Source organism: Curvibacter gracilis ATCC BAA-807 (assembly GCF_000518645.1).
GTDB classification, from domain to species: Bacteria; Pseudomonadota; Gammaproteobacteria; order Burkholderiales; family Burkholderiaceae_C; genus Curvibacter; species Curvibacter gracilis.
Genome location: NZ_JADZ01000036.1, coordinates 30,252 through 55,080 on the forward strand (window position 1 = coordinate 30,252; position 24,829 = coordinate 55,080).

General features: G+C 67.3%; 21 protein-coding genes and 1 pseudogene. 18 read left to right on the top strand and 4 right to left on the bottom strand.

Features of this window, described 5'->3' with window-relative positions; all coding sequences use genetic code 11:
- Positions 1-18 precede the first annotated feature (18 nt).
- The 3 genes from L880_RS0122305 to L880_RS0122315 are packed head-to-tail and all read left to right on the top strand — an operon-like array spanning position 19 to position 4,882.
- Complete coding sequence (locus L880_RS0122305; RefSeq protein WP_211245351.1) at positions 19-2,214, top strand: ABC transporter permease; 2,196 nt, start codon at positions 19-21, stop codon at positions 2,212-2,214.
- Positions 2,214-3,326, top strand: coding sequence for an SMP-30/gluconolactonase/LRE family protein (locus L880_RS0122310; protein ID WP_043330258.1), 1,113 nt, complete (start codon positions 2,214-2,216; stop codon positions 3,324-3,326). The genes L880_RS0122305 and L880_RS0122310 overlap by 1 nt, the downstream gene beginning before the upstream one ends.
- A complete protein-coding gene (locus L880_RS0122315) occupies positions 3,323-4,882 on the top strand; it encodes a sugar ABC transporter ATP-binding protein (RefSeq protein ID WP_211245352.1) in 1,560 nt (519 codons plus the stop codon). Before L880_RS0122310 ends, L880_RS0122315 begins: the two co-directional genes overlap by 4 nt.
- A gap of 37 nt (positions 4,883-4,919) precedes the next feature.
- Here the strand turns inward: L880_RS0122315 and L880_RS0122320 are convergent, their stop codons facing one another.
- Positions 4,920-5,918, bottom strand: a complete 999-nt coding sequence (locus tag L880_RS0122320; protein ID WP_027477567.1) for a LacI family DNA-binding transcriptional regulator — start codon at positions 5,916-5,918, stop codon at positions 4,920-4,922.
- A 243-nt stretch (positions 5,919-6,161) separates the two neighbouring features.
- On the opposite strand from L880_RS0122320, the gene ptsP reads away from it, so the two are divergent.
- From ptsP to L880_RS0122340, 3 genes are read left to right on the top strand one after another with little or no spacing between them, the layout of a single operon-like run.
- A complete protein-coding gene (gene ptsP, locus L880_RS0122330; RefSeq protein WP_027477568.1) occupies positions 6,162-8,690 on the top strand; it encodes a phosphoenolpyruvate--protein phosphotransferase in 2,529 nt (842 codons plus the stop codon).
- On the top strand, positions 8,687-9,670 hold the full coding sequence (locus L880_RS0122335; protein WP_027477569.1) for a 1-phosphofructokinase family hexose kinase: 984 nt from the start codon (positions 8,687-8,689) through the stop codon (positions 9,668-9,670). Before ptsP ends, L880_RS0122335 begins: the two co-directional genes overlap by 4 nt.
- A 56-nt stretch (positions 9,671-9,726) precedes the next feature.
- A complete protein-coding gene (locus L880_RS0122340; RefSeq protein WP_027477570.1) occupies positions 9,727-11,535 on the top strand; it encodes a fructose-specific PTS transporter subunit EIIC in 1,809 nt (602 codons plus the stop codon).
- Between the two features lie 151 nt (positions 11,536-11,686).
- Here L880_RS0122340 and L880_RS0122345 read toward each other — a convergent pair whose 3' ends face one another.
- On the bottom strand, positions 11,687-12,589 hold the full coding sequence (locus L880_RS0122345; RefSeq protein ID WP_027477571.1) for a LysR family transcriptional regulator: 903 nt from the start codon (positions 12,587-12,589) through the stop codon (positions 11,687-11,689).
- 179 nt (positions 12,590-12,768) lie between these two features.
- Here L880_RS0122345 and L880_RS0122350 point away from each other — a divergent pair, with 179 nt between their 5' ends.
- The 11 genes from L880_RS0122350 (at position 12,769) to L880_RS0122400 (ending at position 21,048) form a co-directional block, all read left to right on the top strand.
- Complete coding sequence (locus L880_RS0122350) at positions 12,769-13,488, top strand: pirin family protein (protein ID WP_027477572.1); 720 nt, start codon at positions 12,769-12,771, stop codon at positions 13,486-13,488.
- A gap of 119 nt (positions 13,489-13,607) precedes the next feature.
- Entirely contained in the window at positions 13,608-14,261 is a 654-nt protein-coding gene (locus tag L880_RS0122355; protein WP_027477573.1) for a hydrolase, read from the top strand.
- 6 nt (positions 14,262-14,267) lie between these two features.
- Positions 14,268-14,546, top strand: a complete 279-nt coding sequence (locus L880_RS0122360) for a XapX domain-containing protein (protein ID WP_019572331.1) — start codon at positions 14,268-14,270, stop codon at positions 14,544-14,546.
- On the top strand, positions 14,546-16,438 hold the full coding sequence (locus L880_RS0122365) for an amidohydrolase (protein ID WP_027477574.1): 1,893 nt from the start codon (positions 14,546-14,548) through the stop codon (positions 16,436-16,438). Before L880_RS0122360 ends, L880_RS0122365 begins: the two co-directional genes overlap by 1 nt.
- A 17-nt stretch (positions 16,439-16,455) precedes the next feature.
- On the top strand, positions 16,456-16,884 hold the full coding sequence (locus L880_RS0122370; protein ID WP_027477575.1) for a DoxX family protein: 429 nt from the start codon (positions 16,456-16,458) through the stop codon (positions 16,882-16,884).
- 50 nt (positions 16,885-16,934) lie between these two features.
- Entirely contained in the window at positions 16,935-17,756 is an 822-nt protein-coding gene (locus tag L880_RS34510; protein WP_051443514.1) for an AraC family transcriptional regulator, read from the top strand.
- A 350-nt stretch (positions 17,757-18,106) separates the two neighbouring features.
- Entirely contained in the window at positions 18,107-18,937 is an 831-nt protein-coding gene (locus L880_RS0122380; RefSeq protein WP_027477576.1) for an alpha/beta fold hydrolase, read from the top strand.
- Positions 18,938-18,959: 22 nt separating this feature from the next.
- Positions 18,960-19,463 carry a DNA starvation/stationary phase protection protein Dps gene (dps, locus tag L880_RS0122385; RefSeq protein ID WP_027477577.1) on the top strand — a complete coding sequence of 168 codons (504 nt, stop codon included), beginning with the start codon at positions 18,960-18,962 and terminating at the stop codon, positions 19,461-19,463.
- 65 nt (positions 19,464-19,528) lie between these two features.
- Complete coding sequence (locus L880_RS0122390) at positions 19,529-19,822, top strand: helix-turn-helix transcriptional regulator (RefSeq protein ID WP_051443515.1); 294 nt, start codon at positions 19,529-19,531, stop codon at positions 19,820-19,822.
- Between the two features lie 25 nt (positions 19,823-19,847).
- Positions 19,848-20,525: a YoaK family protein gene (locus L880_RS33160; protein WP_043330261.1), complete on the top strand. Its 678-nt coding sequence runs from the start codon at positions 19,848-19,850 to the stop codon at positions 20,523-20,525.
- An 85-nt stretch (positions 20,526-20,610) separates the two neighbouring features.
- Entirely contained in the window at positions 20,611-21,048 is a 438-nt protein-coding gene (locus L880_RS0122400) for a hypothetical protein (RefSeq protein ID WP_245615300.1), read from the top strand.
- Positions 21,049-21,289: 241 nt separating this feature from the next.
- On the opposite strand, the pseudogene L880_RS33165 reads toward L880_RS0122400, so the two are convergent.
- Positions 21,290-23,371 (bottom strand): annotated as a pseudogene (locus L880_RS33165) (PQQ-dependent dehydrogenase, methanol/ethanol family).
- 280 nt (positions 23,372-23,651) lie between these two features.
- A complete protein-coding gene (locus L880_RS0122410; RefSeq protein WP_027477579.1) occupies positions 23,652-24,446 on the bottom strand; it encodes a phosphodiesterase in 795 nt (264 codons plus the stop codon).
- Positions 24,447-24,586: 140 nt separating this feature from the next.
- On the opposite strand from L880_RS0122410, the gene L880_RS0122415 reads away from it, so the two are divergent.
- The coding region (locus L880_RS0122415) for a transposase (protein ID WP_027477580.1) at positions 24,587-24,829 on the top strand (243 nt) is incomplete at its 3' end.

Consider the following 24,829-nt stretch of genomic DNA (forward strand, 5'->3'; position numbering starts at 1 on the left):
GATGGATGGAAACCTGCCATGAGTGACCCTTCAAGCACCACCTTGCCCCCTTTGCTGCAGGCGGGCGCGCCGCCGCGCCAGGGCCCGGACGCGCCGACGTGGTCCGAGACACTGACCCGCCAGCGCTACCGCTATTGGCCCGACCACTGGGTGGGCGAGATCCTGTCCAAGCGCTGGACCGAGACCGCCATCCCGGTGATCCTGCTGCTGGCGGTGCTGATCGCCTCGGGCCAGCTGCTGCCCAACTTCTACAGCATGGCCGTGCTGGCCGACACCTTGCGGCAGGCCGGCGAGGTGGGCTTCGTGGTGCTGGGCCTGGCCCTGGTGATGATCGTGGGGGGCATCGACCTGTCGGTGGGGTCGATCTTTGCGCTGACCAATTTCAGTGCGCTGATGATGATGCACGTGCTCAAGTGGCCGGTGCCAGCCGCGGTGCTGGGCACCCTGGTCACCGGTGCGCTGCTCGGGGGCATCAACGGGGTGCTGATCGGCTATCTGCGGCTGCGCGCCTTCCTCACCACCTTGATCACGCTGATCATCTTCCGCTCGCTGTACGAGATCCTGAGCCTGCGCTATTCCACCGAGATCGCGGGCAACCTGCCCGACTCGCCCTGGTGGGATTTTCTGGGCGGGGGCACGTTTCTGGAGATCCCCTCCGTGGCCTGGGTCTATGCCGTGGTGGCCATCGCAGGCCACCTGATGCTGACCCGGCTGCGCTGGGGCTGGCATGTGATGGCCATCGGCGGCTCGCGCCGCTCGGCCTACAACTGCGGCATCGCCGTGCGCCGCACCGTGGCCTTGAGCTATGTGGGCAGCGGCGTGCTGACGGCCGTGGGGGGCTGCTTCTTCGCGTCGCGCCTGGCCACGGCGGGCGCCGACATCGGCGTGGGCATGGAGGTGCTGGTGCTGACCGCGGCCGTGCTGGGCGGCATCAGCCTGGGGGGCGGCCGCGGCTCGGTGACCAAGGCGCTGGTGGGCACCCTGGTGGTGCTGCTGATCACCAACGGCCTGACCTCGCTGTCGGCCCCTGGCGGCATGACGCGCATGGTGCTGGCCGGCATCCTGATCGCAGCCGCCGCCATCGATGTGCGCTGGCTCAAGAACCGCCACCGCATCATCAGCAAGGTGTACGTGAGCCCCACCTACCTGCGCCTGCCCGCCGCGCCCGACTGCAGTGCCCAGGCACACAGCGCCTGGGCCGTGAACAACAAGCTGCGCGATGTGGAGCTGATCGGCCTGGGCCGCATCGAGGCGCCCGAGGACGTGATCCTGGACCGCGACAACCACCTGTATGCGGGTTCGCGCCATGGCGACATCATCCGGTTCAAGGCGCCCGACTACCAGGAGATGGAGGTCTTTGCCCACATTGGCGGCCAGCCCCTGGGCATGGCGTTTGACCGCGACTGGAACCTGCTGGTCTGTGTGGGCGGCATGGGCCTGTACAAGGTGACGCCACAGCGCGAGGTGCACTGCGTGACCGATGAGACCAACCGCAGCTGGGCCTCGATCAACGACGATAGCCGCCTGCGCCTGGCCGACGACCTGGACATCGCCCCCGATGGCCGCATCTTCTTCAGCGAGGCCACCACCCGCTATGAAATGCACGAGTGGCCGGTGGACGGGCTGGAGGCCCGCGGCAATGGCCGCATCGTGTGCCACGACCCGCGTGACGGCAGCACCCGCACCTTGTTGCGCGGGCTGAAGTTCCCCAACGGCATCAGCGTGGCCAGCGACGGCCAGTCCATCCTGTTTGCCGAAACCTGGGGCTGCTGCGTCAAGCGCTACTGGTTTGACGGGCCGCGCCAGGGCCAGGTCGAGGTGGTGCTGGACAACCTGCCGGGCTACCCCGACAACATCAACCTGGCTTCGGACGGCCACTACTGGATGGCCCTGGTGGGCATGCGGGCGCCGGCCTACGACCTGGCCATGCGCATGCCGGGCTTCAGGCGCCGCATGGCCAAGCGGGTGCCGGTGGACGAATGGCTGTTCCCCAACATCAACACCGGCTGCGTGCTCAAGTTCAGCGAGCGCGGCGAAGTGCTTGAAACCCTGTGGGACCTGGGTGGCGAGAACCACCCCATGATCACCTCGATGCGCGAGCACCGGGGCTACCTGTACCTGGGCGGCATTTCCAACAACCGCATCGGCCGCTACAAGCTGCCCGACGCGAAGGCGGATTTCGCCCACTACGAACAACGCTGGGAGCAACACTGATGCTGGCCACCTTCAGACAACTGAGCGACCGCTTTCTGGGCCGGGGCGAGGCGGCCATCACCGTGCCCGTGATGGATGGCGCCCTCAAGCCGAACCGGGCCCTGGACGAGGCCCAGGTGGTGGCCCGGCTGCCGGGCCTGAACGACCTGGCCTGCGATGGGCGCCAGCTGTGGATGAGCGCGGGCAACGCCCTCTACCGCCTGGACCAGGGCACCACGCCCGTGGAACAGCTGCGCTTTGACCGCCCCGTCACCGCGCTGGCCCTGCAGGGGCCCGAGCGCCTGGCCGTGGCGCTGGCCGGCAGCGAGTTGCGCATCCTGCACCGCCGGGGCACCGACTGGATCACCGAGGCCAGCCTGCAGACGCTGGCGGGCACGCCGCTGCTCAGCGTCAATGCGCTGGGCTTTGACGCCCAGGGGCGATTGCTGTTCAGCGAAGGCTCTTCGCGCCACGGCACCGAGGCCTGGTGCCATGACCTGATGACGCTGGGCCGCACGGGGCGCGTGGGCTGCTGGACGTCGGGCGCGCCACAGGCCGAGCTGCTGGCCCAGGCGCTGCGCCACGCGTTTGGCGTGCTGGCGCTGGGCTCGCGGGTGCTGGTCAGCGAAAGCTGGCATCACCGCGTGCTCGACCTCAGCGGCACCGGCCCGCGCCAGGGCCACCCGCTGAGCGCCGAACTGGTGGGCTACCCGTCGCGCATGGCGCTGGATGACAGCGGTGGCTTCTGGCTGAGCTGTTTTGTGTGTCGCTCGCAGTTGGTCGAGTTCGTGCTGCGCGAGCCCGCCTACCGCCAGCGCATGGTGGCGGAGATCGACCCCCGCCACTGGATCGCGCCGGCCTTGTCCTCGGGCCAGAGCTTTCTGGAGCCGCTGCAGGGTGCGGGCGTCAAGCAGATGGGCGTGCTCAAGCCCTGGGCGCCCCCGCGCTCCTATGGTCTGGTGCTCAGGGTGGCGGCCGATGGCCGGGTGCTGTCGTCGCTGCACAGCCAGGTGGACGGGCAGCACCACGGCATCACGGCGGTGGCCCAGGTGGGCCACGCCTTGTATGTGGCCTCGCGCGGTGCGGGGCGCTTGTTGCGGCTGGACACCCAGCCGGCAGGGAGTACGACATGACGGTTTCTCAGCTGGATTCCCTCCACGCTTCCCCCCACGCCACAGCCCCTGCCCCGCTGGCCGACGAGGTGGTGCTGGAGCTGCGCCAGGCCACCAAGAAATACGGCGGGGTACCGGCCGTCGACGGGGTGAATTTTGACCTGCGGCGCGGCGAGATCCATGCCCTGCTGGGCGAGAACGGCGCCGGCAAGTCCACCCTGACCAAGATCATGGCCGGGGTGGTGGCCCTGAGCGACGGGCAGATGCTGGTCGAGGGGCGCGAGGTGCAGCTCAAGACCCCCCTGGAGGCGCGTGACGCGGGCATTGCCATGGTGTTCCAGGAGACCAGCCTGGTGCCCACCATGACGGTGGCGCAGAACCTGTTTCTGGGGCAAGAGCAGTTCTTCAACCGCCTGCGCGGGGTGTACATCTCGGCGCAGCAATTTCTGCAGTCGCTCAACTTCGATGTCGACCCCACGGCCACGGTCAGCCTGCTGGGCGCGGCCAAGAAGCAGATGGTGGAGATTGCCCGCGCCGTGCTGCACCAGGCCCGCATCATCATCTTTGACGAGCCCACCGCCAGCCTGACCCCCGAAGAGAAGAAATACTTCTTCGACCTGATGCTCAACCTCAAGGCGCGCGGGGTGTCGGTGATCTTCATCTCGCACGCCCTGGAAGAGGCCCTGCTGCTGGCCGACCGCATCACGGTGCTGCGCGACGGCCAGCACGTGGTGACCGACCTGAAACAGAACTTCGACCGCGCCCGCATCATCCAGGCCATGGTGGGGCGCGACCTGTCGCAAACCCTGTACGGGCAGAGGAAGACCCATGTCCGGGCCCAGGGCGACTGCGTGCTGTCGGTGCGCAACCTGCGCATGGCCTCGATGGTGAAAAACAACTCGCTGTCGGTGTTCGCGGGCCAGGTGACCGGCGTGTTCGGGTTGGTGGGGGCTGGCCGCACCGAGACCTTCAAGGTGGTGGCCGGCCTGATCAAGCGCGACTTCTTCCACGGCGGCGAGGTGTTGCTGCGCGGGCGCCCGGTGCGCTACCGCGTGGCGCGCCAGGCCGTGGCCGATGGCATTGCCTACATCACCGAAGACCGCAAGGTGGAGGGCTTTTTCGAGACCATGTCCATCACCCAGAACATCTACATGGGCTGGCTGGGCAAGCTGGGCTCGATGTTCGGTCTGCTCGACCCGGGCCGCGCCGCCCGCATGGGCGAGCACTGGAGCCAGCTGCTCAATGTGCGCGCCATCAGCCGCGATGTGAAGGTGATCGAGCTGTCGGGTGGCAACCAGCAGAAGGTGGTGATTGCCAAGTCGCTGGTGCAAGACCCCGATGTGATCATCTTTGACGAGCCCACACGCGGGGTGGACGTGGGCGCCATCACCGAGATCCATGCCGAGATCAACCGGCTGGCCGATGCCGGCAAGGCGGTGGTGGTGATCTCGTCCTACCTGCCCGAGGTGATGGCCCTGTCCGACCGCATCCTGGTGGCCAAGCAGGGCAAGGTGGTGGTCGAGTTCTCGGCCGAGCAGGCCAGCCAGGAGGCCATCATGTACGCGGCCATCCACTGACGGGGCGGGGATGGGGGGCGCCCGCCCCCGATCGGCGTCAGCCCCTGACGCCGTCCGGCCCCCGGCTGGACCCGCGGATCACCAACTGCCCCTCCAGCACCACCTTGCGCGCCGGCCGATCCGGGTCGTCCATGCGCTGCAGCATCAACTCGGCTGCGGTGCGGCCGATGTCGTAGGTGGGCTGGGCGATCACGGTCACGTCCACCGAGGGCAGTGCCGTCCAGTCGTTGTTGTCGAAGCCGGCCAGGCCGATCTGCCCCGGTGAGCGCTTGCCCGCCGCCTGCAAGGCCTGCACCGCCCCCATCAACAGCAGGCCGTTGGAGGCCAGCAGGGCATCTGGCCCATCGGCCTGGGCCAGCAAGGCGGCGGCCACCTGGGTGCCGGCCTCGCGGGTGGGGGCCACGCGGTGCACCTCGGGGCTGAGGCCGCGGGCCTGCAGGGCGGCTTCGTAGCCGGCCTGGCGCTCCTGGCCGGTGGTGCTTTGGTGGCCCACCAGCAGCGCAATGCGCCGGTAGCCCGCCGCCAGCAGGTGCTCGGTGAGCTGGCGCGCCGCCGCCGCGTTGTCGAGCAGCACCCGGTCCACCGGGGTGTCGGGCAGGGCCCGATCGACCATCACCACCGGAAAGGGCCAGTCTGAGGCGCGAAAGCGCCGCAGGCCGTCCAGTGTGGGTGAATAGATCACCCCACTGGCCTGCTCATCGGCCATCAGCTGCAGGTAGGAGTGCTCCTTTTCGGGGTTCTCGTCGGTGTTGCACAGGATCAGGCGCAGGCCATGGCGGTAGGCCATGTCTTCGACGGCCCGGCCCACATCGGTGAAAAAGGGGCTGCGGATGTCCGACACGATCAGGCCCAGCAGCGAGGCGCGCTGTTGCCGCAGCCGACGCGCCGCCAGATTGGGGCGATAGCCCAGGGCAGCAATCGCTTCTTCAACCTGGGCGCGCAGCGCCGGGCGCACCGCCTGGGGTTGACTGAGCACCCGCGACACGGTGGTGGTGGACACACCGGCCTTGGCTGCGACGTCCTTGATACTGCTCACCTGAAAACCTTTCTCTTGCCGGCCTCCATGGTAACGCCGGCTGCCATGCTTGGTATCGATTCCAAATACAACATCAAAATGAGCTGTTCAATGGCCTTTCACCCTCCGTCAAATCTTGATTTTCAGACTTGAAACACAGGGATTACCCTGATTATTAGACGCAAAACACCCCGAATCATTGCCATTCCTGAGAAACGACATCGATAATGCGCTCCTGAAATCGATACCAATTTGGAGACAGCGATGCCGATTCCGGTCGAAGTCCGTCTGGGGGCCGCCCCCCACAACCGCGAAGACGCCGTGCGCGCCGCCGGAGCCCTGCTGGCCCAGGCCGGCCATGCGCTGCCGGCCTATGTGGACAGCCTGTTGCAGCGCGAGAAGCTGGCCAACACCTTTTTGGGCCAGGGCGTGGCCATCCCGCACGGGATGATCGAAGACCGCCACCTGGTGCAGAGCACCGGGCTGGCCGTGCTGCAGGTGCCGGCCGGTGTGCGCTGGGGCGACGATGCCAAGCAGGCCCACCTGGTGGTGGCCATTGCGGCGGCCTCCGACGAGCACATTGCCGTGCTGCGCCGCCTGACGCGCCTGATGCGCGACGAGGCCCTGATGCAGCGCCTGATCAGCACCCACGACCCAGAAGACATCGTGCGCGCCCTGACCACCGACGGCGAGGCCGACGCACCGGCGCCCTCGACCCTGCAAGACTTTGCGCTGGGCCGCGAGGTGGCGCTGAGCTACCCCAACGGCCTGCACGCCCGCCCAGCCGGCCAATGGGCCCAGACCGCCCAGCGCTTTGTCGCCCAGGTGCACGTGCGCTACGACCAGGTGGTGGTGGACGCCAAGAACGTGGCCGCCCTGCTGAGCCTGGGCGCCGGCCGCGGCGCCACCCTGCGCCTGTCGGCCCAGGGGCCGGACGCCGAAGAAGCCCTGCGCGCCCTGCGGGCCATCGTGGTGCGCCTGGGCGAAGAAGAGGCCCGCCAGGCCCAACTGGCCAGCTTCCGCCAGAGCCAGGCCCAAGGCCTGGGCCAGGTGCTGGGCGACTGGCAGCCGGCGGCGCGCCAGACCTTCACCGGCATCGCGGCCAGCCCCGGCCTGGTGATCGGCACCCTGGTGCAGGCGGCCGGGGCGGTGTTGCAGGTCGAAGACCATTTCCGCAGCGCCCCGCTGGAGGCCGAGGCCCTGGAGCAGGCCCTGCAGGCAGCCATGGCCGAGCTGGAGGCCTGGTCCACCCAGGCGCGCGGCCAGGGCCAGAGCGAGCAGGCGGGCATCTTCAGCGCCCACGCCGGCCTGCTGCGCGACCCGCGCCTGCTGCAGGCGGTGAGCCGCGGCATCGTGCAGGGCCACGGCGCGGCCTGGGCCTGGCGCCAGGCCTTGGGCGAACGGGTGGCAGCCCAACGGGCCCTGCCCGACGCCACCCTGGCCGCGCGCGCCGCCGACCTGCAGGATGCCGGCGACCGCGTGCTGCACCACCTGCTGGGCCTGCCCTCCGAGGCCGTGGGCGGCGCCTGGCCGGCCGATGCCATCTTGCTGGCCGACGACCTGTCGCCCTCCTTCACCGCCCAGATCGACCCGGCGCGGGTGCGCGGCTTCTGCACCGCCAGTGGCGGCCCCACCGCCCACACCGCCATCCTGGCCCGAGCCCTGGGCCTGCCGGCCGTGGTGGCCGGCGGCCCCGATCTGCTGAAAGCCGACAGCGGCACCCCCGCCATCCTCGACGGCTACCGGGGCCGACTGTATGTGGCCCCCAGCGCCACCGCCCTGATCGAGGCGCAAGAAAGAATCGAAGGCCTGGCCCGCCGCCAGGCCGAAGAGGCCCGCAACCGCCTGCTGCCCGCCACCACCCCCGACGGCCACACGGTGGAGATTGCGGCCAATGTGAACCGCGCCGACCAGGTGGCCCGCGCCCTGGAGGCCGGCGCCGAGGGCGTGGGCCTGATGCGCACCGAGTTCCTGTTTCTGGAGCGCGACACCGTGCCCGACGAAGAGGCCCAGTACCTGGCCCTGCGCGCCATGGTCGAGGCCCTGGGTGGGCGCCCGCTGGTGGTGCGCACGCTGGACATCGGGGGCGACAAGCAGGTGCCCCACCTGCAGCTGCCGGTGGAGGACAACCCCTTTCTGGGCGTGCGCGGCGCCCGTCTGGCCCTGCGCCGCGACGACCTGCTGCTGCCTCAGCTGCGCGCCCTGTACCGGGCGGCCCGGCATGGCCCGCTGCAGATCATGTTCCCGATGATCAGCACGGTGGAAGAAGTGCTGGAGCTGCGCCGGCGCATGGCCCAGGTGCGCGAAGAGCTGGACGCCCCCGAGGTGCCCATCGGCATCATGATCGAGGTGCCCTCGGCCGCCCTGCTGGCCGACCGCCTGGCCGCGCATGTCGACTTCTTCTCGATCGGCACCAACGACCTGACCCAGTACACGCTGGCGGTGGACCGCCAGCACCCCGAATTGGCCGCCATGGCCGACAGCCTGCACCCCGCCGTGCTGCGCCTGGTCGAGCGCACCGTGGCCGGCGCGCGCCGCCACGGCCGCTGGGTGGGTGTTTGCGGGGGCCTGGCTGGCGAGCCGCTGGGCGCAGCCCTGCTGGTGGGCCTGGGCGTGGACGAGCTCTCGATGAGTGTGGGCGACCTGGGGCCCATCAAGGCCTTGCTGCGGCGCCACCGCCTGAGCGAGCTGCAGGCCCTGGCCCAGCGGGCCCTGGACCTGGACAGCGCCGACGAGGTGCGCGCCCTGGGCGCGGCCCTGCGCAGCGCAGACAGCACGGAGGCCCAGGCATGAGCGCCCGGCTGATCACCATCACCCTCAACCCCGCCATCGACCAGACGGTGCGGCTGAGCCGGCTGGAGCCCGGCGCGGTGCACCGCGCCCTGGGCGAGCAGACCGAGGCCGGCGGCAAGGGCATTGGCGTGGCCGCCGTGCTGGCCGCCCTGGGCCGGCCGGTGACCGCCAGCGGCTGGCTGGGCGCCGACAACGATGGGGTGTTCCGCACCGCCTTTGCCAGCCACGGCATCGCCGACGCCATGGTGCGCCTGCCCGGCGCCACCCGCACCAACATCAAGCTGGCCGTGGCCGAGCGCGGCGACAGCACCGACATCAACCTGCCCGGCCTGAGCCTGCCCCCCGAGTCCTTGCGGGTCGCCGAACAGCAGCTGCAGCAAACCCTGGCCGCCACCCTGGCGCCCGGCGACTGGTGCGAGCTGGCCGGCAGCCTGCCCCCGGGCACCGATGTGGCCCTGTGGGAGCGCCTGGCGCGCTGGCTGGCCAGCCGCGGCGCGCAGCTGGTGATCGACACCGGCGGCGCGGTGCTGGGGCAGCTGCTGGCCCGCCTGTCCGACCCGGCCCTGGGCCCGGTGGTGGCGCCCGCCTTCATCAAGCCCAACCGGGCCGAGCTGGAAGAGCTGGTGGGCCAGCCCCTGCCCGATGCCCGGGCCGTGGCCGATGCGGCCCAGGCCCTGGCGCAACGGTACGGGGTGCAACAGATGGTGGTGTCACTGGGTGCCGAAGGCGCCGTGATGGTCAACGCCCACGGCCGCTGGCAGGCTGCCGCGCCCGCCGTGCCCGTGGCCACCACCGTGGGCGCGGGCGACGCCCTGGTGGCCGGCACCCTGGCCGCGCTGATGGACGGCCAGGCCATGCCGGCCGCAGGCGTGTTCGGCATGGCCTGTGCAGCCGCCCGCATCCAGCGCATCGCCCCCGGCCTGCCCCCGCTGCAAGAGGTGCGCGAGCTGGCCAGCCGCATCCACACCACGCCGATCTGAGCGCACCGATCTGACCGCCTCGATCTGAACCCCACACTGAGCACACGGAGACACGCATGGCGCAACTCATTGCCCTCGCGGCCAGCCAGGCTGGCCCCGCCCACAGCTTCATCACCGGCGAGGCCCTGCGGGCCGCCGCCGAACGCCAGGGCCACCACCTGGCCCTGTGGGTGAAAAGCCCGCTGGGCGACCAAGGCGTATGGAGCGAAACCGAACGCGCAGGCGCCCTGGCCTGCATCGTGGCCTCGGACCTGGACACCCCCCTGCCCCCTCACCTGCAACCCCAGGTGCCCACCCTGCGCGTGACGCCGGCCGAGGTGCTGGCCGATGCCGAAGGCGTGCTGCGCCGCGCCCTGCTGCCGGCCGCTGGCGCCGCACAGCCAGGCTTGAACACCACAACGCCCACACCGCTGACACCGGCCGCGGCGCCTGCAGCCGCAAGCGCACCCCCTGTTCCTGCTGCGCCCCTGCGCATCGTGGCCGTCACCTCCTGCCCCACCGGCGTGGCCCACACCTTCATGGCGGCCGAGGCGCTGGAGCAAGGTGCCAAGGCCCTGGGCCACGCCATCCAGGTCGAGACCCAGGGCTCGGTGGGGGCCCAGAACACCCTCAGCGCCCAGGCCATTGCCGAGGCCGACCTGGTGATCATTGCGGCCGACACCCAGGTGAACCGCGAGCGCTTTGTGGGCAAGCGCCTGCACGTGACCGGCACCAAGGCCGCCATCCATGACGCGGGCGCGGTGTTCACCGAGGCGGCCCGCCAGGCCACGGTCTGGAACACGGCGACGGCGGCCAGCGCGGCAACATCGGCCACGGCATCGCCTGCCAGCCCCCAGGCCCGCACCGGCGCCTACAAGCACCTGATGACCGGTGTGTCGTTCATGCTGCCCTTTGTGGTGGCCGGCGGCCTGCTGATTGCGCTGGCCTTTGCGCTGGGCGGCATCTATGTGTATGACGATGCCCACAAAGGCACGCTGGGCTGGGTGCTGTTCCAGGTGGGGGCCAAGGCCGGCTTTGCGCTGATGCTGCCGGCCCTGGCCGGCTACATCGCCTACTCGATCGCCGACCGCCCCGGCATTGCACCGGGCATGATCGGCGGCCTGCTGGCCGGCACGGTGGGGGCCGGGTTTCTGGGCGCCATTGCGGCCGGCTTCATCGCCGGCTACAGCGTGCAGGCACTCAACCGCTACCTGCGCCTGCCGCGCGGGCTGGAGGGGCTCAAGCCCGTGCTGCTGCTGCCCCTGCTGGGCGCGGCCATCACCGGCGTGCTGATGCTGATGGTGATCGGCGAGCCCATGGCCGCCGTGATGGGCACCCTGACCAACTGGCTCAAGGGCCTGCAGACCGGCAGCGCCGTGATGCTGGGCCTGGTGCTGGGCGGCATGATGGCCGTGGACATGGGCGGGCCCGTCAACAAGGCGGCCTATGTGTTCTCCACCACCTTGATCGGCTCGGGCGTGACCGAACCCATGGCCGCGGCCATGGCCGGCGGCATGACCCCGCCGCTGGGCATCGCCCTGGCCTGCTGGCTGTTTCGCAGCCGCTTTCTGGCCGAAGAGCGCGACGCCGCCAAAGCCACCGCCGTGCTGGGCCTGGCCTTCATCTCCGAAGGCGCCATCCCCTACGTGGCGCGCGACCCCCTGCGCGTGATCCCGGCCTGCGTGCTCGGCTCGGCCGTGGCCGGTGGCCTGAGCATGTTCTGGCACATCGGCCTGCAGGCCCCCCACGGCGGCATCTTTGTGCTGGCCATCCCGAATGCCGTCAACCAGGTGCTGCTGTATGCCGCAGCGATTGCGGCGGGCACGGTGGTGACGGCGCTGGCGCTGGGGGTGGTGAAGCGGGTGGTGGTCGCCAAGGCTGCCTGAACGTCCAAGGCCAGCCACCCTGCAGAGCAGGGGCACCGGCGTGACGGGACGGGGGATGGGCGCTTACCTGCTTAGCCCCATGCTGGCCACACGATGCCCCCTGTGGGCCCGCATCCAACCCACAGCGATGCACGCCCCCCCCTGCACGCCCTCACTTGGCCAGGATGTGCGGCAGCAGGGGCCGGGAAAGTCGATTCACCCACCACTTCAGCGCCTCGCCCTCGTGGCCGATCTTCCAGCCCAGCCAGAATTGCTCGTCAGGCCTGGGTTCCTGGCAAGGCAATTCGACCAGGGTGCCGCGGGCCAATTCGGACTGGATGCAGGCCAGGGGCAGAAAGCCATGGCCAAGCCCCGCCACCTGGTAGGCGATCTTGGCCTCCATCGAGGGCACGGTGATCCGCTTCTGGCCCAGTTGCACCCCCACCGTCCGCTCTGACAGGTGGCGTGCGCTGTCACCCACCACGATGGCGGTGTGCTGCAACAGCTCGTCCCGACTCAAGGGCAGCTGCGCCCTGGCCAAGGGGTGGGTTGGCGCCACACAAAAGCCAAAAGCGAGCGAACCCACGTTGACCGCCCGGTAGCCGCCGCCGGCCGGGCCATCGCCGGCCGCAATGACCAGATCGGCTCGGTCGTCCCGCAAGGCCTCCCAGCTGCCGGTCAGGGCTTCGCAGGCGATGCGCAAACGGGTGCCACAACGCAGGTCTTCAAAAGCGCAGACATCTGGCGCCAGCGCACTGGGCGGGACCAAGGAGTCATGGACCAGGCGCAACTCGGACTCATAGCCGGTCGCGATCTGGCACATCCGCGACTCCAGATCGGCTGCGGCATTGAGCAGCCACCGCCCTTCCTTGAGCATCTCCCGCCCTGGGGGCGTGAGGGTGATGCGCGGCCCGTTGCGCACAAACAAAGCCATGCCCAACTGTGATTCGAGCTTGGTGATGGCATAGGACACCGTCGATGGCACCTTGTGAAGCCGCTCGGCCGCCGCGGCGAATGAGCCATGCCTGTCAATCGCGTCCACCAACTCAATGGCTTCGAGGGTGATCTTCAACATGCTTGCAGCGCCCCATCTATGTTCGAATTTTTCGATTATGAAGCATGAAATTCTTCAATCCAAGGGGGTATTCCGAAACGGAAACTAACGTCTATTCATCGGAAACACTTCACTGATTGGTTGATTCGATGAAATTGATCATCAACCAGATCGAAAGATCACCCAGTCCGGAGAGCAGCATGCTTGAACTTCGCAAAGCCAACGATCGGGGCCTCGCCAACCTGGGTTGGCTTGAGTCGCGCCACACCTTCTCATTCGGTCACTACCGCGACCCCCAGCAGCAAGGCTTTTCTGAACTGCTGGTGATCAATGACGACAGGGTGCAAGCCGAGCAGGGCTTCGGCACCCACCCGCACAACAACATGGAGATCTTTTCCTATGTGCTCGAAGGGGCGCTGGAACACAAGGACTTGATGGGCACCGGCTCGGTCATCCACCCTGGCGACGTGCAGTTGATGAGCGCCGGCGCCGGGGTGCGGCACAGCGAGTTCAACCACTCCACGACCGACCCGCTGCACTTTCTGCAGATCTGGATCGTGCCCAACATCCGGGCGGCCAAGCCGGGTTACCAGCAAAAGCACTTCAGCGAAGCGGACAAGCGTGGCCGACTGGCCCTCATCATCTCGCCGGATGGTGCCGAGGGCTCACTGCGCATTCACCAGGACGCCCGCGTGTATGCCGGCCTGTTTGACGGTGACGAGGCCAGCACCTTGGCGCTGGGGCCGAACCGCTACGCCTATGTGCATGTGGCGCGCGGCAGCCTGGAGGTGAACGGGCAAAGGCTGGCCGAAGGCGATGGCGCCCGTGTGCGCCATGAAGAGGTGTTGCATTTGAGCGGTGGCCAGCAGGCCGAGGTGCTGGTCTTCAACCTGCCGCCGCGCGAGCTGCCCTCGCGGTGACATGCGGCCAGACACTGCCACGACCACCTGACAAATCTTCAAGACGGCGCCAAACGCACTTGGCACGATCGGCGCGCTTCTGTTCATTTTTGTTCTCCCACACTTTCAAGGATCTCACCATGACACTCACCGCCACCCCGACACCCGGCGCCAAACTGCTCACGCCATCGGACCACGCCCTGATCCTGATCGACTACCAGTCGCAGATGTCGTTTGCCACGCAGTCGATCGATGCCATCCAGTTGCGCAACAACGCGGCCCTGATCTCGCGCGCCGCCAAGGGCTTTGGCGTGCCCACCATCCTCACCACCGTGGCGGAAAAGAGCTTCTCCGGCCCCATGTACGAAGAAATCACCTCCGCCTTCCCAGGCCAGGCCCTGATCGACCGCACCTCCATGAACACCTGGGAAGACGCCAACGTGATCCAGCAGGTCAATGCCATCGGGCGTGACCGCGTGGTGCTGGGCGGGCTCTGGACCTCGGTCTGCATCGTCGGCCCGGCCTTGTCCGCACTGGCTCAGGGCTATGAGGTGTATGTCATTGCCGACGCCTGCGGTGATGTGTCGGTGGAAGCCCACAACCGTGCCGTGGACCGCATGGTTCAAGCCGGCGCCCGCCCCATGACCGCGCTGCAATACCTGCTGGAACTGCAACGTGACTGGGCGCGCACCGACACCTATGAGCTCACCACGGGCATTGCCAAGCAGTACGGCGGCGCCTATGGTCTGGGCATCACCTACGCCAAGACCATGTTCGGCGCCCACGAAGGCTGACAGGCCATGAAGCCCTATCTTTTGGCACTGGCCGTCGGTGTGTTGGTGGGTGTCATCTACGGGGCGCTCAATGTGCGGTCACCGGCGCCCCCGGTGATTGCGCTGGTCGGCCTGCTGGGCATCCTGGCAGGCGAGCAAATCCCGTCTCTGCTCAGGCAGGTTCTGCAAGAGCGCGCGCACCGCGTGTCCTGGCTGAACGAGCAGGTCAAACCGCACATGTTCGGGCACCTGCCCAAAGCCCCGCCGAGGGCCCGTGAAACCAACGCCGAAAGGCAGGACACATGATGAACCCCAACAGCCATCCCGACCTGATCCTTCACCGTGGCCTGTTCACCACGCTGGACCGCAGCCAGCCCAACGCCAGCGCCGTGGCCATACGGGACGGGCGGTTTCAGCAGGTGGGTCGCGATCACGAGATCCTGCCACTGGCAGGGCCGAACACCCGGGTCATCGACCTGCGCGGCAAGCGCGTGCTGCCCGGCCTGATCGACAACCACATCCACATCATCCGTGGTGGCCTGAACTACAACATGGAGCTGCGCTGGGATGGCGTGCGCAGTCTGGCCGACGCGATGGCCATGCTCAAACGCCAGGTCGACCTGACCCCGGCGCCACAGTGGGTTCGCGTGGTGGGCGGCTTCACCGAGCACCAGTTCCAGGAGAAGCGCCTGCCCACGCTGGAGGAACTCAACGCCGTCGCACCCGACACACCGGTGTTCATCCTGCATCTGTATGACCGGGCCTTGCTCAATGGCGCGGCCTTGCGGGCCGTGGGCTACACCAAGGACACCCAGGCCCCACCGGGTGGCGAGATCCTGCGCGACGCGGGCGGCAACCCCACCGGGCTGTTGCTGGCCAAGCCCAATGCGGGCATCCTGTACGCCACCCTGGCCAAAGGCCCCAAATTGCCCATCGACTACCAGATCAACTCGACGCGCCACTTCATGCGCGAGCTGAATCGCCTGGGCGTGACCGGGGCCATTGATGCGGGTGGCGGCTTCCAGAACTACCCGCAAGACTATGAAGTGATCCAGACGCTGGCCGACGCGGGGCAGCTGACCCTTCGACTGGCCTACAACCTGTTCACGCAAAAGCCCAAGCAGGAGAAGGAAGACTTTCTGCAATGGACCGCCAGCTCGAAGTACAAGCAGGGCGACGACTACTTTCGCCACAACGGCGCGGGCGAGATGCTGGTGTTTTCGGCCGCCGATTTTGAAGACTTCCGCCAGCCCCGCCCTGACATGGGGCCCGAGATGGAGGGCGAACTCGAGGCCGTGGTGAGTCTGCTGGCGCAAAACCGCTGGCCTTGGCGCCTGCACGCCACCTACGACGAGACCATCAGCCGCGCCCTGGACGTGTTTGAGCGCGTGAACCAGAGCGTGCCCCTGCAAGGGCTGAACTGGTTCTTTGACCACTGCGAGACGATCTCCGAACAGTCCATCGACCGCATCGCGGCGCTGGGTGGCGGCATCGCGGTGCAGCACCGGATGGCCTATCAGGGCGAGTATTTTGTCGAGCGCTACGGCAGGGGGGCCGCCGAGGCCACGCCACCCGTGGCCCGCATGCTCGAGAAAGGCGTGAAGGTGTCGGCGGGCACCGATGCCACCCGCGTCGCCTCGTACAACCCCTGGGTGTCCTTGTCCTGGCTGGTCACCGGCAAGACGGTGGGGGGCCTGCAGCTCTACCCGCAGCGCAATTGCCTGGACCGCGAAGCCGCGTTGCGCATGTGGACAGACAACGTGACCTGGTTCTCCAACGAGGAGGGCAAGAAAGGCCGCATCGAAGCCGGCCAACTGGCCGACCTGATGGTGCCCGATCGCGATTTCTTTGCCTGCCCCGAGTCCGATATTGCCGACACCACCTCCTTGCTGACCCTGGTGGGTGGCAAGGTGGTGTATGCATCGGGCATCTTCCAGGATCACGACGAGGCCGCGCCTCCCCCAGCCATGCCAGACTGGTCACCGGTGCGCACCTTCGGCGGCTATGCGGGCTGGGCTGACGAAGGTGGAGCCCCCTTGCAAGCCAGCTTGAAGCGCCAGGCCGCCGCAGCCTGTGCCTGCAACGTGAGTTGCGGGGTGCATGGCCACGAGCATGCCACGGCCTGGAGCCGCCAGCTGCCCATTGCCGACCTCAAGAGCTTCTGGGGGGCACTCGGCTGTGCCTGCTGGGCCATCTGACCCCGAGCGAGGCGAGCATGCTCAGATCATCGACGGATCAGTCGCCCCAAGGGCCAGCGCATCGCCTGGCGTCGGCCCTTCATGGGCTGGCCCTGCTCGGGCTTTGCGCGGCCTACCTGCAGGGGGGCGTCAACAAGCTGCTGGATTTTCCGGCGGCGGTGCAGGAGATGCAGCACTTCGGCCTGGCCCCTGCCCCGCTCCTGGCGGGCGGCACCATCGTGCTGGAACTGGGGGCGTCCCTCATGATCCTGACGGGTTGGTGGCGTGGGCTCGCAGCCGCCCTGCTGGCGTGCTTCACCCTTGCCGCGACCTTTCTGGCCAACCGCTACTGGACCCTGGAGCCACCGCTGCGCGCCGGCGTGGCCAATGCCTTCTATGAACACCTGGGCCTGGTGGGCGGCTTCGTGCTGGTGGCCCTACAAGACTGGCGGGCCCGGCAACGATGACGAGCGCGACCTCCCGCGACGGGAAAACCCCGTCCAGACCGCAACACCAGGTGATTGCCTGGCGCACCGATGACATCGGCTTTCAGCGCGTGGCGATCTCCACCGATCAGCCGCTGGCCTTCAACCGGGTGTTCCACGATGACATCACCATCCTGGCCTTCCGGCATTCCTATTGGCGCAGCGAGCAAGACCGGCGCCAGCACGATGAAACGCCCGATCACCTGGTCATTCGCAATGCCGGCCAGGTGTTTTCGGCCCGCCTCATCGAGGCCCGAGCCAGCGCTGAAACCGCACCGGAATGCCGGGAGATGCACCTGTCGGGCAAGCGGCTGGCGCAGATCTATGAAGAGTCACACGGTGTTCTGCCGGCCGTGGATTTTTCGTCGCCCGTGATCATGAGCCCGGAGCTGGTGCAGCTGTTCTGGGACACACACTGGCTGTTCGAACATCGCAACGAATGCACCTTGCTGGCCACGACCTACCTCAGCTGGCTGTTGTCGGCCATCGCCCAGCGCAGCAGCGGGCAGGGCCTGAAGGCGTCAACCGCCTCGTGTAGCCATCGGCCCATGCAGGCGATCGAGTACCTCAGAGCGCACTTCCAGGACAAGATCAGTCTCAGTGATTTGGCCCAGGTGTGCCAGACCAACCCCTACACCCTGCTGCGGCAGTTCAAGAAGGCCTTCGGCATCGCCCCGCACGACTACCTGCTGGCCTACCGCATCTTCCGCGCCAAGCAATACCTGCAAGCCGGATTGCCCTGCTCCGAGGTGGCCCACCTGTGCGGCTTTGCGGATCAAAGCCATCTGAACAGGCGCTTCAAACAACGCCTTGGCGTGAGCCCGGGCAGCATCGTCCCCAGAACGCGCAGCTGAGGGGCCTGTGGGCCCCAGGCGGAGGTCCGGCAGGTGACTGCCTAGCCATGCCCGAGCGATTGCCGACTGATTGCCGGGCGATTTCAGGTTGATGGCTGTCGGATGGCGGATGGATGGCGGATGGATGGCCAACACATCAATAACGTCCAAGACGGGTTGCCGCTGGATCACTACGCTGACCCCATCGCCACCGTAGACAACCCGCCACCGGAGATGCCATGCCACTCAATGTTCCCGTCGATCGCCGCCAAGCCCTGCTGGGGGCCGCCGCTGTTCTGCCCGCCCTGGCCATGGCCAAGGACAAGCCCGCCAACCACCCATCCACTCTGTCACACCCAGGAGCCCACACCATGAACCAAGGCAATGTCATCGTCACCCGGGACAAGACCCGCATCTTCTACAACGACTGGGGGCAAGGTCAGCCCGTCGTCTTCAGCCACGGCTGGCCCCTGAACGGCGATGCCTTCGAGGATCAGATGCTGTTCCTCGCCTCGCGCGGTTACCGGGTCATCGCCCATGACCGGCGTGGTCATGGCCGCTCGTCTCAACCCGGCTTCGGCAACGACATGGATCACTATGCCGATGACCTGGCCGCCTTGACCGAGGCGCTGAACCTCAAGGACGCGGTGCACGTCGGCCACTCCACGGGCGGCGGCGAAGTGGCGCGCTACATCGGCCGGCACGGCACCAAACGCGTGGCCAAGGCGGTGCTGATCGGTGCGGTCACCCCCATCATGGCGAAAACAGACTGGAACCCGGCCGGTGTGCCCCTGTCGGTGTTTGACGGCATCCGTGCCGGCGTGCAGGCCAATCGGGCCCAGTTCTACAAAGACCTGACCCTGCCTTTCTATGGCTACAACCGCCCAGGCGCCAAGGTGTCGGAGGCGGTGCGCGACACCTTCTGGCTGCAAGGCATGACGGGCAGCATCCTGGCCCAGTACGAATGCATCAAGGCCTTCTCGGAGACCGACCTGCGCGAAGACCTCAAACGCATGACGGTGCCCACCCTGATCATCCACGGGGATGATGACCAGATCGTGCCGCTGGAAACCACGGGCAGAGAAGCCGCCAAACTGGCACCTCGCTCCAAGCTGGAGATCGTGGCGGGCGCGCCCCATGGCCTGTGCACCACGCACAAGGACCGCATCAATGAGTTGCTTCTGGCCTTCTTGCAGGCCTGAGCCACATCACAGGGAGAGCACCATGGGATATGTCACCAAGATGGATCTGCCACCGCTGGTGCGTGGGCAGGTTGCACGCCTGCTGCAGCAGCGCCTGAACGATGCCATCGACCTGGACGCGCAGCTCAAGCACGCGCACTGGAACGTCAAGGGCCCTCAATTCTTCCAGCTGCACCAGCTGCTGGATTCGGTGCACGACGCGATCGAAGAGGCGGTCGACCTCATCGCCGAGCGCATCACCGCCCTGGGCGGCACGGCCGATGGGCGCCTGAAGACGGCGGTCAACGGCAGCTCGCTGGCGGAATACCCGCTGACGCTGAGGGGCGGCGCGGCCCACCTCGACGCCGTCAGCGGGGCCCTGAGCGGCTTCGGTGCTGGGGTGCGGCAAGACATTGAGGTGGCCAGCCATCTCGGTGACGCAGGCACGGCCGACCTGTTCACCCAGCTTTCGCGCGAATCAGACAAGCTGCTGTGGCTGGTCGAGGCCCACTTGCTAGACTTGCCTGGGCAGGAGGCTGCCCCGTGAATGCCGCCGTCCTGCAAGCATCGGCCGGGGGATTGTCCCGCTCCAATCGCATTCAGGCCTTGTCCATGTTCGAACTCTGCGGGCAGGCCCATTGCACCGTGGCCGCCGTGGCACGCCAATGCGGTTTGTCGCGGGGCCACTTCAGCATGGCCTTCAAGGCCTGGACGGGTTACAGCCCGGCGCAGTGGCGCCTTGCCCGCAAGATCGACTTGGCCAAGCTGCTGCTCAAAGGCCCGCTCTCGATTGCAGACATTGCGATCGAATGCGGCTTTGCCGACCAGGCCCACCTGACGCGCAGCTTCCGCGCCGCGGAGGGCCTATCGCCAGGCCAGTGGCGCAGCCAGTTCCGCGCCCACTGACCCCCTCACCGGAGACCGCCCCACCATGAAACCCCTCTCTGCCCACCACGGCGCCACGCTTTTGGCGGGGGTGGCCGGCTTTGTCGACACGCTTGGGTTTGTCGCCCTGTTCGGCCTGTTCACCGCCCACGTCACAGGCAACTTTGTGTTGATCGGTGCGGAACTGGTGCAGCCTGGGCACGGTGTGGCGCTCAAGCTGCTGGCGTTTCCGGTCTTTGTGCTGGCGGTTGCGCTTTGCCGCTGGCGGGCTTTGGCTCTCGAACGGCAAGGCCGGCCGGCCTTGCGCCCCTTGATGGGCCTGCAAGCCATGCTCTTGCTGGCCTTCATGGCGGCGGGGGTGGCCTCAGAGCTGGTACCGGCTCATGGTCAGCCCCTGGCCTACGCCGCGGGCCTGTTTGGCGCGGGCGCCATGGGCATGCAGAACGCCAGCAGCAGGATGCTGCTGGCCAAGCTGACGCCCAACACGGTCATGACGGGCAATGTGACCCAACTCGTCATGGAGGCCAGCGATTGGATCGCCGGGCGCAGGGATGCGGGCCTGCACCAGCGCATCAGCCGGCTCTTCTACCCGGTGCTGACCTTTGCCCTGGGGTCGATCGCGGGCGCCCTCAGCTACTCGGCGGTCGGCTTTGTGGCCTTGCTGCTGCCGGTGGCGGCCGTGACCGGCATCGCCATCGTGGGCCTGCGCACCAGCGAGCCATGACACCCCGCCTTGGCATGCAGGTGGCAGTGCGCGCAAAATTGTTTCGGCCCCGTCTGCAAGCACCCCGGCAGATGGGGCAGGCGAAATGGGGCGCGGGCATGCACAGCCGAGCCCCAGCGGCGGGGGGCAGAGTCTCTGCCCCCTCATTTTCAACAACCGTTTCCAAGTTCCATTTCAAACAGGATTCCACATGAACAAGCAAATTTTGATCGCCGGTCTTCTGGTCTCGCAAGCCTTCATCGGCACCGCCTTCGCGGCCGGCGAGGTCGAGGCGGCAGACAGCAAGGCTGCCGCCACCAAGATCGTCACACCCGAAGAAAAGAAAGCAGCACGTGCAGAGCGCAAGGCCAACGGCGCCGCTGCCGCCAAGGCAACCCCGGTTCCTCAAGGGGGCGAAGTGGCCCTGGGTGACAGCAAGTCGGCAGCATCGGGCAAGGTGAGCGCCGAAGAGAAAAAGGCAGCCCGCGCCAAGAGAAAAGCCGAAGGTGCCGCCGCCGCGAAGGCCGAAAAAAACGGGCAGTGAACCGCCACGGCCCCTTGCGGTGATGCTCTGCATCCGTGCATCCGCCGGCTGTTCTCCCCGGATCTGAGCTTGGCCACGGGCTGGGTCGCCTGACTGCCGGGAGTGACCGCCACCGCCTGCATCGCCGCCGGGGGCCTGCAACCACCCAAGCCCTGAGGCAGCAACAGCCGGAGCAACAGTAGCGGCGCAAGCACCGAGATCGCCGCCCCCCACCGGCGCCTGCAGGGGGCGGGTTTCAAGATCAGCGTTGCGCCGCTGGCTCAGCTTGCGCCGCCTTGCTGCCCTTGGCGGTCGCCAGCTCAGCAGCCAGGTCATGGCTGCGCTTGACCAGGTACTGGCGAATCAGCTCCACCTGATCCATCGTCAGCACGCCATTGAAACTGGGCATGCCCTTGGGGATGCGGGCGCCGTACAGGATGCCGGCAAACTGCTGGTGTTTGGCGGGGCTCAGGTAGCGCAGGTCGGGCACCACGCCGCCGCTGATGGCGTTGATGCCGTGGCACGAGGCACACAGGCCATTGAACAGGGTGCGCGCCTGCTGCACCTGCTCGGCGCTGGCCGCCAGCGTTTGCAGCGGGGGCAGATCGCGGGCCTGTTGGGCCGGTGCGGGCAGCTTGGCCTTGCCGTCGAGCTTGAAGGTGACCACGCGCGCTTCGGGCTGCACCTGGGCGCCCAGCGACAAGGGCCCCCCGATCAGGGGCAAGGCCCCGCCCCAACCCACCATGAAGGTCACGTATTGCTCGCCCTTCACCTCGTAGGTGACCGGGCCCGCCATGGCGCCGGAGTTGACGCGCTGCTCCCACAGCTTGCGGCCGGTGTCTGCGGCATAGGCGACAGCCCGGCCATCGGCCGTGCCCTGGAACACCAGATTGCCGGCCGTGCTGAGGGTGCCGCCATTGCCCGGGGCCTTGTAGTCCACCGTCCAGGCCGGTGCCTTCTTCACCGGGTCCCAGGCGATCAGGCGGCCCTTCCAGGCGTCGCGCACCTGTTGGGTGATCTGGGGGTCTTCAGGCAGGTCGGGGGCATTCAGGCCCAGGTTGACCACCGATTTGGTGGGCAGAAACTCGGGCGCCTTGGCCGCCTCCAGGCCGGCCACCGTCTCTTGCGCCGGCAGGTAGATGTAGCCCGTCTGGGGGTTGAACGACATGGGCTGCCAGCTGTGGCCGCCCAGGAACGAGGGCACCACCATCTTCGGGCCCTTGTTGTAGTCGGCCTCGCCCGTCATCACCGGGCGGCCCGTGCTCAGGTCCACATGCGAGGCCCAGTTGGCCGGCACAAACTTGTCGGCCGACAGCAGCTTGCCCGTCTGCCGGTCCAGCACGTAGAAGAAGCCGTTCTTGGGCGCCTGCATGATGACCTTGCGCGGCTTGCCCTCGATCACGATGTCGGCCAGCACCATGTGCTGCGTGGCGGTGAAATCCCAGCGATCGCCGGGTGTGGTCTGGTAGTGCCACACGTACTCGCCAGTGTCGGGGCGCACGGCCACGATAGACGACAGAAACAGGTTGTCGCCCTTGCCTTCGCTGCGGAAATCGTAGTTCCAGGGTGAGCCATTGCCCACGCCCACATAGAGCAGGTCCAGCTCGGGGTCGTAGGCCATCGAATCCCACACCGTGCCGCCACCGCCCCACTTCACTCAGCCGTTGCCCGACCAGGTCTTGAGGGCCATCTCCATGGCGGCGTTCTCGGGCGGGTTCTTCGGGTCGCCAGGCACGGTGTAGAAGCGCCAGGCCTGCCGGCCGGTGTCGGCGTCGTAGGCCGTCACATAGCCCCGCACCCCGAACTCGGCGCCGCCATTGCCGATCAGCACCTTGCCCTTCACGATGCGCGGGGCGCCCGTGATGGTGTAGCTCTTCTTGTGGTCGATGACCGTATCCACCTCCCAGACCTTGCGCCCGTTGCGGGCGTCGAGTGCGATCAGGCGGCCATCGAAGGCGCCCACATAGACGCGCCCCTTCCAGACAGCCACACCGCGGTTGACGATGTCGCAGCACCCGGTGGACAGGCTTTCCACCTGCACCTGCGGGTCGAACTTCCACAAGGGCTTGCCGGTGCGGGCATCGAGCGCATAGACGATGCTTTTGGCGCCGGTGGTGTACATCACGCCATCCACCACGATGGGCGTGGCCTCCACACCGCGGTCGATGTCGAGCTTGTAAGTCCAGGCCACACCCAGCTTGCTGACGTTGGCATCGTTGACCCGCTTGAGCGGGCTGAACCGCTGCTCATCGTAGGTGCGGCCATGGCTCATCCAGTTGCCGGGCTCTTGATCCGCCCGCTGGATGCGCTGCCCATCCACATCCGCCGGCGGGCGCAAAGCCATGGCGGGTAAAGCGGTGGTCAAGAGTCCTCCGGTCAGGAGGGTGAGCGAAAGCAGGCGATGGCGGTGTGGGCTTGACATGGGCAGTCTCCGAGTTGTTCTGCCGCGAATTGTCCGAAGTCAAGCCCGCTCGCGCATCGCGAACAATCGTTAAGGGTGAGCCCTAGGCCGCTGGGCGGGAAGCGGGGGATTGGGTGGTGGATATTGACAGGGTGAAGCAGGCCAGCGCAGCGCCTGCAAGGACCATGAAAGCCAGGGCATGACCAAACAGCAGCGCCCGCGCTCAAGCGAATCCGTATGGCCCCGCAAAGTCACCGATGTGGCTCACATGGCTCACCATGCCGTGGGCCTCGTCCCACCAATGCAGCATGCAACCGCGCGGGCCGATGTGAGATTGCGGCCTGGCATCCGGGGCGAACTGCAGGTCGATTTCCGTCGTGGTGCTCGGGCAAGAGCACAACACGGTGCCAGCCCAACGCCGCAGCATGGTGCGGTGCACATGCCCACACAGCACAAGCTCGATATTGGGCGCCGCCCGCACCACCGCCTCCAAGGGCTGAGCCTCCATGTAGCGGTACTTGTCCATGTAAGCAATGCCACTCATGAGCGGCGGGTGGTGGAGCATCAGAAGTGTGGGCTTGACCCGGTCCTGGGCCAACACGCCAGCCAGCCAGGCAAGGCCCTGTGTGTCGATCTGCCCATGGTGCTGCCCTGCCGGACACGAGTCGAGCCCGATCAGGCGAACCGGATGGTCGTCGTTGCACCAGTGCAAGGGACCCGTCTTGGGCAAATAGGGGTGATCCTGAAACGCGAGGCGGAAGTTCTCACGGTGATCGTGGTTGCCCGGGATGACGAACACAGGAATGCGCGAAGCCGACAGCAGCTCGCGCGCCATCGCGTACTCCGCAGGCTGCCCCTCGTCAACCAAATCGCCGGTGATCAGCATCAGGTCAGGGCGTCGATCGAGGGCGTGCACATGGGCGATCGCTTCCTCGAACATGCGGTTGGAATCCGCAACGCCTTGGTACAGCTCGCCTTTGGGGCGGATGTGCGGGTCTGACAACTGAGCGATGAGCATGGAACTCCCCAAGAGACCTGCCTTCAGGCTATTTCAAATCTAACTGCCCTGGCGATCAGACGCGATCAAGGAACGCAAAAGGCTTTGCGGTGAATCGCCCCGGATTTTGAGGAGGCTCAACACTCTGAGAGGATTGAGCCATGAGCAAGTCGAACAAGTTCTCACCCGAGGTGCGTGAGCGCGCGGTGAGGATGGTGCAGGAGCACCGTGGGGAGTACCCGTCGCTGTGGGCGGCTATCGAGTCCATCGCGCCGAAGATTGGATGTGTGCCGCAGACCTTGAACGAGTGGGTCAAGCGTGCCGAGGTCGATGCTGGCGTGCGTGAAGGCGTCACGACCGGCGAGGCCCAGCGGATGAAGGAACTGGAGCGCGAGGTCAAGGAA